Annotated in this window: 18 protein-coding genes; 11 read left to right on the top strand and 7 right to left on the bottom strand. The window is 61.2% G+C overall.

The window, feature by feature from the left end; genetic code table 11:
- From Q0520_RS10470 to Q0520_RS10445, 6 genes are all read left to right on the top strand, one after another.
- The coding region (locus Q0520_RS10470) for an MATE family efflux transporter (protein ID WP_298669842.1) at positions 1-1,056 on the top strand (1,056 nt) is incomplete at its 5' end.
- A gap of 102 nt (positions 1,057-1,158) precedes the next feature.
- Entirely contained in the window at positions 1,159-1,965 is an 807-nt protein-coding gene (locus Q0520_RS10465; protein WP_298669839.1) for a nucleotidyltransferase domain-containing protein, read from the top strand.
- Positions 1,966-2,017: 52 nt separating this feature from the next.
- On the top strand, positions 2,018-2,971 hold the full coding sequence (locus Q0520_RS10460; RefSeq protein ID WP_298669836.1) for a hypothetical protein: 954 nt from the start codon (positions 2,018-2,020) through the stop codon (positions 2,969-2,971).
- Between the two features lie 108 nt (positions 2,972-3,079).
- Positions 3,080-3,358 (top strand): ubiquitin-like small modifier protein 1, encoded by a 279-nt coding sequence (locus tag Q0520_RS10455; protein ID WP_298669833.1) that lies wholly within the window; start codon positions 3,080-3,082, stop codon positions 3,356-3,358.
- A 2-nt stretch (positions 3,359-3,360) separates the two neighbouring features.
- A complete protein-coding gene (locus Q0520_RS10450; RefSeq protein ID WP_298669830.1) occupies positions 3,361-4,572 on the top strand; it encodes a YcaO-related McrA-glycine thioamidation protein in 1,212 nt (403 codons plus the stop codon).
- On the top strand, positions 4,535-5,185 hold the full coding sequence (locus Q0520_RS10445; protein ID WP_298669828.1) for a TfuA-related McrA-glycine thioamidation protein: 651 nt from the start codon (positions 4,535-4,537) through the stop codon (positions 5,183-5,185). The genes Q0520_RS10450 and Q0520_RS10445 overlap by 38 nt, the downstream gene beginning before the upstream one ends.
- 325 nt (positions 5,186-5,510) lie before the next feature.
- On the opposite strand, the gene Q0520_RS10440 is transcribed toward Q0520_RS10445, so the two are convergent.
- Positions 5,511-6,041: a RimK/LysX family protein gene (locus Q0520_RS10440; RefSeq protein WP_298669826.1), complete on the bottom strand. Its 531-nt coding sequence runs from the start codon at positions 6,039-6,041 to the stop codon at positions 5,511-5,513.
- A 130-nt stretch (positions 6,042-6,171) separates the two neighbouring features.
- Here Q0520_RS10440 and Q0520_RS10435 point away from each other — a divergent pair, with 130 nt between their 5' ends.
- The 4 genes from Q0520_RS10435 (at position 6,172) to Q0520_RS10420 (ending at position 8,357) form a co-directional block, all read left to right on the top strand.
- Entirely contained in the window at positions 6,172-6,639 is a 468-nt protein-coding gene (locus tag Q0520_RS10435; protein ID WP_298669823.1) for an LEA type 2 family protein, read from the top strand.
- Between the two features lie 255 nt (positions 6,640-6,894).
- Entirely contained in the window at positions 6,895-7,158 is a 264-nt protein-coding gene (locus Q0520_RS10430; protein WP_298669820.1) for a pro-sigmaK processing inhibitor BofA family protein, read from the top strand.
- 104 nt (positions 7,159-7,262) lie between these two features.
- Positions 7,263-8,048, top strand: a complete 786-nt coding sequence (locus tag Q0520_RS10425; RefSeq protein ID WP_298669818.1) for a hypothetical protein — start codon at positions 7,263-7,265, stop codon at positions 8,046-8,048.
- A gap of 9 nt (positions 8,049-8,057) precedes the next feature.
- Positions 8,058-8,357: a DUF3795 domain-containing protein gene (locus Q0520_RS10420; protein ID WP_298669815.1), complete on the top strand. Its 300-nt coding sequence runs from the start codon at positions 8,058-8,060 to the stop codon at positions 8,355-8,357.
- Between the two features lie 9 nt (positions 8,358-8,366).
- Here the strand turns inward: Q0520_RS10420 and Q0520_RS10415 are convergent, their stop codons facing one another.
- Positions 8,367-8,657, bottom strand: coding sequence for a hypothetical protein (locus Q0520_RS10415; RefSeq protein ID WP_298669812.1), 291 nt, complete (start codon positions 8,655-8,657; stop codon positions 8,367-8,369).
- A gap of 295 nt (positions 8,658-8,952) precedes the next feature.
- Here Q0520_RS10415 and Q0520_RS10410 point away from each other — a divergent pair, with 295 nt between their 5' ends.
- A complete protein-coding gene (locus tag Q0520_RS10410) occupies positions 8,953-9,156 on the top strand; it encodes a hypothetical protein (RefSeq protein WP_298669808.1) in 204 nt (67 codons plus the stop codon).
- On the opposite strand, the gene hxlB is transcribed toward Q0520_RS10410, so the two are convergent.
- From hxlB to Q0520_RS10385, 5 genes are read right to left on the bottom strand one after another with little or no spacing between them, the layout of a single operon-like run.
- Positions 9,157-9,780 carry a 6-phospho-3-hexuloisomerase gene (gene hxlB, locus Q0520_RS10405; RefSeq protein WP_342765271.1) on the bottom strand — a complete coding sequence of 208 codons (624 nt, stop codon included), beginning with the start codon at positions 9,778-9,780 and terminating at the stop codon, positions 9,157-9,159.
- Between the two features lie 20 nt (positions 9,781-9,800).
- On the bottom strand, positions 9,801-10,223 hold the full coding sequence (nifU, locus tag Q0520_RS10400) for a Fe-S cluster assembly scaffold protein NifU (RefSeq protein ID WP_298669806.1): 423 nt from the start codon (positions 10,221-10,223) through the stop codon (positions 9,801-9,803).
- Between the two features lie 17 nt (positions 10,224-10,240).
- On the bottom strand, positions 10,241-11,389 hold the full coding sequence (locus tag Q0520_RS10395) for a cysteine desulfurase family protein (RefSeq protein WP_298669803.1): 1,149 nt from the start codon (positions 11,387-11,389) through the stop codon (positions 10,241-10,243).
- An 11-nt stretch (positions 11,390-11,400) separates the two neighbouring features.
- Positions 11,401-11,760 (bottom strand): DsrE family protein, encoded by a 360-nt coding sequence (locus Q0520_RS10390; protein ID WP_298669800.1) that lies wholly within the window; start codon positions 11,758-11,760, stop codon positions 11,401-11,403.
- 9 nt (positions 11,761-11,769) lie between these two features.
- Positions 11,770-12,012 carry a sulfurtransferase TusA family protein gene (locus tag Q0520_RS10385; protein ID WP_298669799.1) on the bottom strand — a complete coding sequence of 81 codons (243 nt, stop codon included), beginning with the start codon at positions 12,010-12,012 and terminating at the stop codon, positions 11,770-11,772.
- Positions 12,013-12,151 lie beyond the last annotated feature (139 nt).

The following is a 12,151-nucleotide window of genomic DNA, read 5'->3' as shown; positions in this document are numbered from 1 at the left end:
GTCATCACCCCGGCCCTTTTCCTTTTCATCGAACCCCTTGTCCTCGCCCTGGGGGCCGGGGAGACCGCCGGATATGCCGTGGAATACGGCCGGATCATCTTTGCCGGGACTGTATTCATCCTCTTTACCGACATCCTCTATGCCGTCTTCACGGCAGAAGGGAACACAAGGAAGACGATGTACGCCGCCGCCGCCTCAGCAGTCCTGAACATTGTCCTCGACCCGATCCTCATCTACGGGGCGGGCATGGGCATCGCCGGTGCTGCATGGGCGACTATCATCTCGATGGCCGCTGTCTGTGTCCTCCTCCTGTACTGGTTCCTGGTCAGGAAGGACACCTACATTTCCCTCGACTGGGAGCGCTTCTCCCCGGACTGGCACACAGTCCGCGATATCTTCACCGTCGGCATCCCTGCAAGCCTGGAGTTCGTGCTGATGTCCCTTGCTGCGATCGTCATCAACGGTCTCCTGGTGCGGGTCTCAGGTCCTGATGCCGTCGCCGTCTATACGGGAGGATGGCGGATCATCTACTTTGCCCTGATCCCGCTCATTGCAATGTCCATCGCCGTCGTCTCGGTAGCGGGCGCGGCCTATGGTGCGAGAAAATTCGATAGACTGAAGGTGGCCCACTCCTTTGCGGTCAGGTCGGGTATCCTCATCGCCTTCGGCCTCTCGTTCCTCACCTGGTTCCTCGCCCCCTTCATCTCCTGGATCTTCACGTACTCAGCCGGGAGCATGCACCTTGCAGGAGGGATCACCGCCTTCCTGATGACGATGTGCTTTTTCTACCCCTTTGTGGCGCCGGGCATGATGGCCGCCGGGGTCTTCGAGGGGACAGGGAAGGGCATCTTCGCCCTTGCAGTTGAGTTCCTCAGGAACCTCGTCTTCATCGCCGTTTTCACCTGGACACTGGCAATCCCCCTAGGCATGGGGGAGGTTGGGGTCTGGTGGGGCATCGTCGCCGGTAACACTCTCGGCGGTATCGTCGGGCATATCTGGGCGCGGTTTTACATCGGGCGGCTCATTGCGAGTGGGAAGAGGCCGGACACCGCATAATTCCTTTTTTCACCCGGATAGCATGTGACACACTTTGGCCACCTCGCCCACCTCATCCGTCACCTCGATATACCGTGCCTCACAGAGATCAGAGGGACGTTCATGTTCGGGGAAAGAGTCCTGGCCGAGATCAGGAGATATGCAGAGTCGGAAGAGAGCATCCGTGCCATGGTCCTGACCGGGTCGTGGGCGCGTGGCGAGGCGACGGAACAGTCTGACGTCGACGTCTTCCTGGTCGCTGCAAAGGAGAGGGAAGACGTTTTTTCCGGTCTTGCCACCGCCCTCACCGGGGTGCAGGACGTCCTCGCCCCCATCCCTGAGAAGAGGGTCTTCTTTCTGGGAGAGAGATACCTGAAGGCCGAGGTCACGGTCATCGCCGACATCGGGGAGATGGAGGAGTTATATCGCGCTTCGCGGGTGAGAGACCCATCGCACTCGGTGCCCGTCGATAAGGACGGTACGGTGCGTGCAACAGTCGCCGGGTGGTGCTTCAACGGCAGGGAGACGGACCTCTCCTCCCTGACCGCCGTGAACGTCGAGGCTTTCCTCGAAGGCTTCGAACTCGCCTCCCGATACGCCGGCAGGGGCGACGCCTACCGCTTCTACCATACATACAACGAGGCCCTTGCAGCATATGCGGCCCTTCTGGTCCTGAAGCAGGGGTCTGCCGCACACATCGACCTCCCGCGAGGCCTTGTCGAGGGGATGGATCACGCCGGGGGAGAGGCGTTCCGCTCCCTTGCCGGGAGCCTTGACCTCTCCGAAGCCCCCCGCCTCCTGCAGAGACTGGCGGCGGCATTCGAGGACGCCTATGGAGTTGTGTACGCGGCGGTCCCCGGCCTTCCCAGGGCGTCGGAGACGATCTCCCGCTGCACGGGCAGGATCCTGCGGCGGGACCGGATGGCGTAGCGACAGATTTTATATAGCGCAGGCACGCAGGGGCAGGCAGGTCAGCCCCGCCATGAAGATCTGCCCGCGATGCAGTTATGCTAATCTGGACGACAGCGAGGTCTGCACCCGTTGTGCCTGCGAGATCAGCGACCAGCGCCCACTCCGTACGGTGAGGGACTACTTCCTGGAGAACGCACCCCTGTTTGTCACCCTCGGCGTCTTCGGCGCCCTTGCCTTCTACCTGACCGGCCTCCTCTCGAAGACGGCCGCACCCATCAACACTGTTCAGGTCGCCGGTGAATTCGCCCTTAACGGCGAGGCAGTGCCCTCGAACGTCTCCTTCGCCGGGAATGTCACATACATCGCCCAGACCATGGAGGCCGGAGGGGACTCCCTGAACATCCTCCTGAACCTCAACCTCGGGCAGATCATGGAGTTTTCGGTGATCTGCGCCTATGTCATCCTCTTTATCATCTCCTACGCAGTCCTGAAGGAGGCGGTCCTGACAATCGACGCAAACAGGAAGGAGAACAACTTTTCCGGGTACCTCTCCCTCATCCACCACAACTTTTCCATCATCATCTTCGTCATCACCTTCGCCTATCTCCTGGCAAACCTCCTCGTTTACCTCATCCTGACATATACAATCCCGATCACAAACTTCATCCACTTCCTTGCCGGCAGTGCCACGGTCCTCGTCTGCTTCGAGATCAGGGACAATATCATCTCCCGCCACTGGAGTCCGATACGCCAGGAGTTCATTCAGGTCGTTATCGTCTCCGCCGGCATAGTCTTCATCCTCCTCTCCTTCGAATTTCTCATCAATACCGTCATTCTCCCGCTTCTCGAATATCTCAGGATCTCGGAGTCGGTGATGGTCGCTGTCTCCCTCTTCCTGGTCACCGATGCGATGATCGTCATCTTCACGCTCATCCTGATACTGGGCCTCTTTATCGGCCTCCTCTCCTGGAAGATCGTGCAGGCTCTCAGGGACCGACTGCGGGGTGCGTGGCGGGGGAGGTAGGCCTCCTCCCGGGCACGATATACAATGACACTATTTATCGGAGAAGGGCGTATCAATCCAGTACCTTTTGTAAACCCGCCCGCAGAGGGCAGAGAGGAGCGAAGAGGCGTGAAAGTTCGGGTCAGAGCATTTGCACAGTTGCGTGAGGTCCTCGGTGCCGACCGCACGATGGACGTCCCGGCCGGGGCGACGATGAGCACCCTGCTCGCCCTGCTCGGTGCAGAGTCGGTGCAGGCTAAAGAGACACTTTTCGAGGGGAACGGTGACCTGAAAGGCCACGTGATCCTGATGAAGAACGGGAGACGGGTCCCGCGGTCCGAGGCCGGGGACACCGCTCTCGCCGAGGGGGACGAGGTCGCCCTCTTCCCGCCGGTCGCTGGAGGATGAAGATGAGACTGAACTCCTGCAAAAAAGCCTACAGGCACGAGACCCAGCGGACGGTCCCGCCCGAGGAGACGCTTCAGCGGGTCAGGGAAAAACTCCCTGCCGCCGGGATCACGCGGGTCGCGGACATCACGAGCCTCGACCGCATCGGCATCCCGGTCTTTTCGAGCATCAGGCCGACGGCCGGGGACGGCGCCATATCGGTTTACAACGGCAAGGGGGCGACGCCGACCGAGGCCGAGGTCTCTGCGATGATGGAGGGGATCGAGCGCTACTCGGCTGAGATGGACGGCATGCCGACCCTGACCGGGACGTACAGGGAGATGCAGAGGGAAGGCAACCCCATCGACCCGGCAGACCTCATCCTCCCCCCCTATGCCGACCCGGAGAGATGCATCCCCTGGGTCGCGGGCTATGACATCGCCGGAGACGAGGAGGTCCTCCTCCCGGCCCATGCCGTCTTCCACCCGGTCGGGCACGAGCACGGCGAACTCTTCAGGACCAACACAAACGGCATCGCCTCAGGCAACACCCGCGAGGAGGCGATCTTCCATGCCCTCATGGAGGTCGTCGAGAGAGACGCCTGGTCCCTCGTTGAGGTGACCAGGAACACCGGTCCCGCGGTCACCGGCATCACGGGCGGGATGGCGGGCGACATCCTCGCAAAGTTCGCCGCCGCAGGCGTTGAGGTCCACCTCAAGGACATCACGAGCGACATCGGCATCCCGACGATGGCGGCGGTCGCCGACGATGTGGTGCTCAAGGATCCGGCACTCCTGACGATGGGGATGGGCACCCACACGAATGCCGGCATCGCGGTGCTGCGGGCTCTCACCGAGGTGGCGCAGAGCCGCCTCACCCAGATCCACGGCGCACGGGAAGACACAGACCAGGCCGACTTCAGGAAGAAGATCGGCTACGAGAGGACGAAGAGGCTGAACGGGTACTGGTTCACGGACGACGGTGAGGAGGATATCCACACGGTCCCGTCCTTCGACTCAGACGACTTCCTCACCGACATCGGCAATGTCGTCGGCCGCCTTAGAGAGGCCGGGATGGACAGGGTGATCGTCACCGACCTGACCCGTCCGGAGATTGGCATGCCAGTCGTGCGGGTGGTCGTGCCCGGCCTCGAAGTCTTTGCGATGGACAGGGAAAGAATGGGCGAGCGGTGCCGTCATGCCAGAGATCATCGTCTTTCTCGGCCCGAGCCTTGACCGGGAGGAGGCCCGCGCCATCCTCGACGCAGACTTCCGGCCCCCTGCCGCACGGGGCGACATCAGGCAGGCGGCAGACGAGGGCGCGCGTATCATTGGCCTCATCGACGGCGTCTTTTTCCAGGCATGCTCTGTCGCCCACAGGGAAGTGCTCTACGCCCTCAGGAAGGGTGTGAGAGTCCTCGGCGCTTCGAGCATGGGAGCCCTCAGGGCCGCAGAACTCGACAGCCTCGGCATGGAGGGGGTGGGCGAGGTCTACCAGGCGTACAGGGACGGGGCCCTCGTCTCGGACGATGAGGTCGCCCTCGTCTTCGACCCGGAGAGCGGGACGCCCCTCTCCGAACCCCTGGTCAATATCAGGTGGACGATCAGGAAGGCCGAAGGGGAAGGCGTGATCGACGCAGAGGAGGGCGGAGCCATCCTGGAGGCGGCGAAGGCCCTCTACTTCCCTGAACGGACGTACGAGTCTGTCTGCGACGGGGTGAAGGCGTCGATCGGTGAGGAGAGGGCCGGGCAATTCCTCGCCTTCGCCCGCACAGACGGCGTCGATCGGAAGAGGGAGGATGCAGTCCTCTGCCTCCGCCGGATCAGGGAGATCGCCGGGCAGGACTAGTCCAGCACGTCATCTCGACCTCGTTCCCCCGCAATCAGGATAGGGGAGGATGACAATTTTTCTCAACGTTCCCGCCCTGTCTTTCAGGGACCAAAATCGAGGGAGTGCGAACGGAGTGAGGTTAAGAAACCGGAGTTTTCTCTGCAGTCCCCAATAATGGGGAAGGAGGTGGATCCGCACGTCTCCTCAGGGGACCAGGGATATGCCCCGAACCGGGCATGAGGATTTGCCATGAAAACTGTGGGGGTGGTTTTCAAAGAACCACCTGAAACTTCGTTTCATGAGCGATTCTACGAGGTTTTTTGCTGAAAACTTCCAGAACCCTTCACACCACCTTCATCTCCCAGAGACGCCTGCCTGAGATCCCTTTTTCTTCGAGGTGCTCCAGTTCATGCGCCACATTGAACGCAGTCGACCCCTCGTACGCGAACTCCTGCCCTGCCACCTCTTCAGCGGCTATCTCTTTCCTTTCCGGGTCGACCCGCACCCGCACTGCCCTCTCGGCCCGCACGCGGATCCTGTACGGCCTTGTCACGATGAGCCTCTCGGCCTCGTTCCCGCACTTCTCTAAGCGGGAGACGGCCCCCTCCTCAGAGAGGAGGGCAGGGTTGAGGAGGAGGGTGATCTCTTCGAGGGTGACACCGGACTTTGTTCTCTCGTCCCAGAGCGTCCTTTTCCGGACGACTGAGAGGGACCGCCCTTCTGCGGTTGCATAACTCCATGCCCCGCCAAAGCGCAGGGAGAAGAGGAGAGGCAGGATCGTCTCGGCAGGGAGGTCGAACCTCGCTGCAATGTCCCTTTCCGATGCAATATATGCGAGTATCTCCCGCATGTCCCCCGGACCGCAGACCGGCATGAAGGGGCAATCACCCCTCTGGCACAAAAAAGGATCGCTGAGGAGGACCCTAGGTGGCACCACTCAGAAGAGAGGTGCGACGGACTCTACCCCTGCACAATATATACCACGCCGCTGTGTAGGAAGGATCATGAAACTTGCACCTGCCCTTGCCGTCCTCGTGGCCGCGGCCTTCGTCGCGGGGTGTGCCGGAGGCCCGCCTCTCAGGCCGCCCGAGGTCACGGTGACAGGCATCGCCGTCACCGGCCTCACCCTGGAGAGCATGGACCTGGAGGTCGACCTTGCCGTGAACAACCCGAACCCGATCGGGATAACAGTCAGGGACGTGTCTGTGAATGTCTCCTACTCGAAAGAAGGAAGAGAAGTGTTCCTGGGGTCCGGGAGAAGCGAAGAGATTGTTATCCCGGCATACAACAGGACAGAGGTTGCCATCCCGGTCACCATGGACACCATGGCCATGCTCTCCGCGGCCGGCACCCTGATCCTCTCCGGCGAACTGGAGGTGACGGCAGAGGGCACGATGACCGTCGATGCAGGCATCATCTCGTTCAACGTGCCCTTCGGAAAGACGACAAAGGTCTCGGTCAGGGAGAGGTAGAGATCTGCCTGCGGTGGCAGACCTTATCGGTGGCCGCACCAGTGCAACCTGCAGGCGGGGTGAACCTGCCCTTGCCTCTTTTCGATCTGACAGACCGCACGATCTCCCGCCTCACCTACCCTCGCACTTCAGGCGACAGGAGTGCATTCGCACCACCCGGTCGATGCTGCCATCCCTGATGCAGGCATGTGGTACGTCACCCTCGCAGTCGGGGGCGTGACCCGCAGATATATATTATGCAGCAGACAGTAGGGCATGCTCGGAGAGATCATCGGGATCATCCTCGCCGTGATTGTGGCGGTGCTGCTGTATTACTTCGTCAAAAGCGTCGCCGCCCTGGTCATCAACGCCATCCTCGGCATCGTCGTCCTCTTCCTGATCGACCTATTCAACCTGATGGCGCTCTTTGGCAGGCCAGACATCCCGATAGATATTATCACCGTCTTGATCAGTGCAATCGGCGGCGTTATCGGCGTGGTGATCGTTGTCGTGCTCCACCTGCTTGGCGTACCCCTGTGACGTCCCTCAGGGAGCGACAACGAGGCGCAGGAAGAGGCGACTTGCCGCACCCGTACAAACCGGCAGTTTTATATTTTAAATTTTAGAATGCAGATGAGATACGCATGTCCTATATATATTATGGCCAGGGTGTGGCCGACTGCTACGACGACTTTCTGGAACGCCTGGTATCCCACCTTGCCCTTGAGGGGACTGAGATCACCGGCGAGAAGAGGGACGGCCAGAACGCCACGATGGACGTCAGAAGAACAGGAGAGCAGGGGACACTGCAGGTTGCGCCGGCCGGGAAGAATGTGAAGGTGACCTACACCGTCGTGCGAGAGAAAAAAGAGGTCACACGGGGCCTGATGGGGGCCCTTGTCGGTGCCGGTGTGGGGAGCGTCCTTGGCGGGATCCTGCGGCGGGAGGAGGGGAGCGTCACCGACGCTCTGGGCGGTGCCGCCGCGGGCGGGGCGTATGAGGCGTACCAGGGATATGAGGAGTCCCGCGAGGACAGGACCGCCTTCGCCGCTCTCCTTGCAGAGAAGGTGAAGGAGGTGGAGGACGAGATCGGGGAGATCAAAAACGCCCGGGCAGAGGCACAGGAGATGGCCCGCGAGAGGAACCGCGAGAAGAGGGCCGAAGTCGAGGCCGAGGAGGACGCGGTGCGTGCCGAACTCGAAGAGGTCTCCGGTGACCTGCTGACGCTCCGCGAGGAGATCGACCTTCTTGAAGAGGACGGGCAGAAAGGGAAGGTGAAAAAGGTACGGGCACGGGTCGAGCGGGCCGAACGCCTCTATACTGAGGCCGAAGACGCCTGTGACGGTGGCGAGTACGGTGCGGCCAGGTCGAAGATCAGGGCTGCACGCTCGATGATCGAAGGGGCGCGGGCGGCACTCGAAGAGGAGTGAGCGTCACCCATGGGACCCGAGATCAGGACCGCTGTCTGCGGTGTGATCTGCGGCGAGTGCGAGTACCGGCAGGAGTGCGGCGGATGCGACCATGTACAGGGGCGGCCCTTCTGGACGGCATTTGTCGGTGCGGAGATCTGTCCGGTGTATGCCTGCTGTATCAGGGAACGGCACTTCACCCACTGCGGCGAGTGCCCCGACCTGCTCTGCGAGCGTTTCACCCGGTACAGGAACCCTGACGTGGGCGAGGAAGAGGCCAGGGTCAGGCTTGCGATGAAGAAGGCACGGCTCCTCGCCCGGAGGGAATAGGGGCCTCCCTCAGCCTTTCCTCTCCAGGTTCCGGCGTGCCGTCTCGGCGACCTCGCCGATCGCCTTCTCAAGTTCGGCGCCGGCCGCCCGCACCTTCTTCTCCAGGTGATCACGCCCCTCCTTCGTCCCGAAGAGGTGTTTGCCCAGGTGGACGACGTCGTCGATCGCTTTTTTCACCGAAGTCGATGCCTCGTGCACCATCTCATCCACCTGAGGTCCCTTCGGAGTTTCCGGGGCGGCCTCAGGTTCCCTGTCCTCGACCCACCTGCCTGATTCAAAGTGTCCCTTCTGTTCGCTCATGGTTCTCAGAGATAGGTTTCCGCGGAGAAAATAAATAGGGGTGCATGGTGTTCCGGGCTGAAAACATCAGGCATGAGCAGGAGGATGGGGTAAGTACAGCGATCATGGGAAGGCTATCAATCCACAGAAGAAGGTGTCTATCATCAGGTCCTGAGATCAATATCGGATTCGGGTATATTTTGTAAAAAATGCCCTGTGGTGTGATATATTGTTCATATTATTGTCCAGATAACCGATAAAACACATATCAAAAAGTATATGGTTCGTCCTGATGATCCGGTGGCATGGGGATACCATGGGACAGGACCTCCTGAAACTGGGGATAGGATCGGCATGGGCGGCGGCAGGGTGCCTCCTCCTCGTCGGACTCGGCAGTTATGCCGTGACCGGGAGGGCCGAGGTGCTGGCTCGATACATCTTCTCCCTCAGTGTCGTCGCCGCCCTCATTGCAGTCTGCAGTGGCCTTGCTCTTGCTGGCAGGGCGTATTTGAGACGTTGATCACTGGATATTTGAGATCCGTCCCTTTATCTCGTCGAGACTGCAGTGCTTCAGTTCCATCAGGGCGGAGAGGACCGCATCAGAGAAGATGAGTGCCGTCATCTCGAAGAGCGTCCCGAAGGGGGCGAAGTCCGGGGAAGCAGACCGGTACTGGCCTGTGAGTTGCCGCACCTCATACTGCCCCGGGGCTTCATGGACCGGTGGCGACGCCACGCCGAGGTCCACGACGAGATCGGCGGTACGGCCGAGGGTCGAGTCCGGAGTTGTGGTGAGGAGACAGACCTGGCCGCCGAGGCCCTGTGCCGTCTCGCAGAACTCGACGATCGAGTGCGTCTCCCCCGACCCGGAGAAGGCGACAAGGAGGTCACCCTCGTGCAGTGCCGGGGTGATCGTCTCCCCGATGACATAGGACTCCATCCCGAGGTGCATCAGGCGCATCGCAAAGGCGCGGGCGACAAGGCCTGACCTCCCCGCACCCACCACATAGATCCTCCGTGCCGCAAGAATGGCGTCGACAAACGCGCCTGTCTCGGCGGCGTCAAGACTCCTCGCCGTCTCACCGATCCTGTCGGTCATGAGGAGCATGAGATCGGTGATACTGTAGCATCCCTCTGGCATCACCATCTCTTCGACTACTCCCCTCATCAGCGTGCCGGTTCTTCGATCGCCTCCTTCCTACCCTCCTTCTTCGCCCGGTAGTCCTTGATCGCCTCATGCAGGGCGTCGGCCGCCAGGTTCGAGCAGTGCATCTTCACCGGCGGCAGACCTTCGAGTTCGTCGGCGACGTCCTGCCGCGTGATCTTCAATGCCTCCTCGATATTCTTCCCTTTCGCCATCTCGGTGACCATGCTCGCGGTGGCGATCGCCGACCCGCACCCGAAGGTCTTGAACTTGATATCGGTGATGATGTCGTTCTCGACCCTGATCGAGACCTGCATCAGGTCCCCGCAGACAGGGTTTCCCACCGTCCCGATACCGTCGGCATTCTCGATATCCCCGACATTGCGGGGGTTCATGAAGTGGTCCATCACCTTCTTTGAATAGCCGATCTGCGGCCTGTCCTCCATATCCCACACCTCCATCATTACAGGGGAGAGATCGATCGCAGCCTCGTCACCGTCTCCTTCATCGCCCGCCTGACAAGAGGCACGTCATCCATGGCATTCGACCGCCCGAGGCTCATCACCACCGAGCCATGGGCCTCCTCGTGCGCAAGGCCGATGGCGAGGAGCACATGGGACGGTTCCAGGGTCCGCGAGGTGCACGCCGACCCGGTCGCCACCTGGATGCCGAAGAAGGTGTCCAGGTTCAGGAGGATGCTCTCCCCCTCGATCCTCGAGAACCTGAAACTTGCGTGGTTCGGGAGGCGGAAGTCAGGGTGGCCGGTGAGGTATGAATCCTCGATCGTCAGCACCTCCTCGATCAGGCTATCCCTGATCGCCTTCTCCCGTGCCATCTCGCCCTCCATCTCCAGGGCGGCGATGCGGGCCGCCTCCCCCATCCCCGCGACCGCAAAGACATTCTCTGTCCCCGACCGCAGGCCTTTCTCCTGCCCGCCGCCCGGGATCACGGTCTGGACCTTCACGCCCGGTCTGATGTAGAGTGCCGCCGCACCCCGCGGCCCGCCGAGGTCATTCCCGGAGAGGGTCAGGAGGTCGATCCCGTCTTTCTGCACGTCGATCGGAATCCGGCCCCCGGCCGCCGTCGCATTGACATGGAGGAACGCCCCCTTCTCGTGCACGATCGCCGCCGCCTCCCGGACCGGTTCCACGGTCCCGATCTCGTCATTCGCATAATTGACCGAGACGATGGTCGTCCCGGGCGTGAGGTGCTCCTCCAGGAAACCGAGGTCGACGACCCCGTAGTGGTCCACCGGCACGAACCCGAGGTCGAACCCCTGCTTCTGGAGATCCTTCGCCGGGTTCAGGACGGAGACGTGTTCTATCACACTGACAAGGATGCCTTTCCCTTTTTTCCTGTTCCTGAGCGCCGTCCCCCGTATCGCCAGGTTGTTGGACTCGGTCGCACTCCCGGTAAAGACAATCGTGGAGGGCGTCTCCGCATGGACGAGGGCCGCCACCCCCACCCGCGCCTCTTCCACCGCCTGCTTCGCCGAAAGGCCGAGGGCGTACAGGGACGAGGGGTTGCCGTACTCCTCCTTCAGGTACCGCCCGGCAAAGGCAAGGACACGGGGGTCGACGGGGACAGACGACGCATGATCAAGATAGACCATCCTCCCCTCCTTCAGAATGACATCACCGCGTCGGCGTCCAGCGCCAGGTCATTGAGGGTCGCTCCCCCGGCGATGATCCCTTCAGGGATGAAGTCGCCCCGCGGGATGCCGAGGAGTTGCGTGCTCTGTTCGCAGATGTAGATCTTCACCCCGGCATCGATCGCCTGCCGCATCGCCTCTGCAAGTGTGGGAAAGGCACCGATCCGGATCTTCTCCGCCTCCCCTCTCCTGACAGCAGTGATCCCCCTGATCATGAAGAAGATCGCCGCCTCCACACCCATTGCGGCGGCGGTCGCCCCCAGGATAAAGGGGGCGTACAACCTCTCGGGCGTGTTTGTCCCGCTTGTCTGGACATAGAGTATCTTCGCCATTTTCCTCCCTCACTTCGTCCTTCTGATGTAAAATGTCAGAATCCCCTCATCTTTTTCGAAACTCACGATCTCGTGACCGACCCGTTTCGCCCACCGCGTGATGTCCTCCTCCGCGGCCGGGTCGTCGGCCTCAACCTTCAGAACCTCCCCGACCCTGATCTTCTCGATCTCCTCTTTCGTGCGGGCGATCGGCATGGGGCAGTAGAGGCCGATGCAGTCGAGTTCGCGGTCAGGCCTGATCTCCCTCTTCATCCTCTCCTCTCCACTCTCGCAATCTGCCCATGATACATGACACAGTCCCCCTATGCACCCGTCGGTGGATGCCTCGACTGATATACCTAACCCCTTGCGAGGGTGTGGGCGGGAAGAGGACATTCAGAAAAAAATGGGG

The sequence above is a fragment of the uncultured Methanofollis sp. genome, assembly GCF_937919355.1.
Lineage (GTDB): Archaea > Halobacteriota > Methanomicrobia > Methanomicrobiales > Methanofollaceae > Methanofollis.
The sequence above is the reverse complement of the archived record's forward strand: the minus strand, read 5'-3'. Positions and strand labels throughout refer to the sequence as shown.

Bases quoted from the DNA above. Each gene is read 5' to 3' on its own strand.
- Q0520_RS10465 (WP_298669839.1), top strand. From the start codon at position 1,159: ATGTTCGGGGAAAGAGTCCTGGCCGAGATCAGGAGATATGCAGAGTCG.
- Q0520_RS10460 (WP_298669836.1), top strand. From the start codon at position 2,018: ATGAAGATCTGCCCGCGATGCAGTTATGCTAATCTGGACGACAGCGAG.
- Q0520_RS10450 (WP_298669830.1), top strand. From the start codon at position 3,361: ATGAGACTGAACTCCTGCAAAAAAGCCTACAGGCACGAGACCCAGCGG.
- Q0520_RS10445 (WP_298669828.1), top strand. From the start codon at position 4,535: ATGCCAGAGATCATCGTCTTTCTCGGCCCGAGCCTTGACCGGGAGGAG.
- Q0520_RS10440 (WP_298669826.1), bottom strand. From the start codon at position 6,041: ATGCCGGTCTGCGGTCCGGGGGACATGCGGGAGATACTCGCATATATT.
- Q0520_RS10435 (WP_298669823.1), top strand. From the start codon at position 6,172: ATGAAACTTGCACCTGCCCTTGCCGTCCTCGTGGCCGCGGCCTTCGTC.
- Q0520_RS10430 (WP_298669820.1), top strand. From the start codon at position 6,895: ATGCTCGGAGAGATCATCGGGATCATCCTCGCCGTGATTGTGGCGGTG.
- Q0520_RS10425 (WP_298669818.1), top strand. From the start codon at position 7,263: ATGTCCTATATATATTATGGCCAGGGTGTGGCCGACTGCTACGACGAC.
- Q0520_RS10420 (WP_298669815.1), top strand. From the start codon at position 8,058: ATGGGACCCGAGATCAGGACCGCTGTCTGCGGTGTGATCTGCGGCGAG.
- Q0520_RS10415 (WP_298669812.1), bottom strand. From the start codon at position 8,657: ATGAGCGAACAGAAGGGACACTTTGAATCAGGCAGGTGGGTCGAGGAC.
- Q0520_RS10410 (WP_298669808.1), top strand. From the start codon at position 8,953: ATGGGACAGGACCTCCTGAAACTGGGGATAGGATCGGCATGGGCGGCG.
- hxlB (WP_342765271.1), bottom strand. From the start codon at position 9,780: ATGGTGATGCCAGAGGGATGCTACAGTATCACCGATCTCATGCTCCTC.
- nifU (WP_298669806.1), bottom strand. From the start codon at position 10,223: ATGGAGGACAGGCCGCAGATCGGCTATTCAAAGAAGGTGATGGACCAC.
- Q0520_RS10395 (WP_298669803.1), bottom strand. From the start codon at position 11,389: ATGGTCTATCTTGATCATGCGTCGTCTGTCCCCGTCGACCCCCGTGTC.
- Q0520_RS10390 (WP_298669800.1), bottom strand. From the start codon at position 11,760: ATGGCGAAGATACTCTATGTCCAGACAAGCGGGACAAACACGCCCGAG.
- Q0520_RS10385 (WP_298669799.1), bottom strand. From the start codon at position 12,012: ATGAAGAGGGAGATCAGGCCTGACCGCGAACTCGACTGCATCGGCCTC.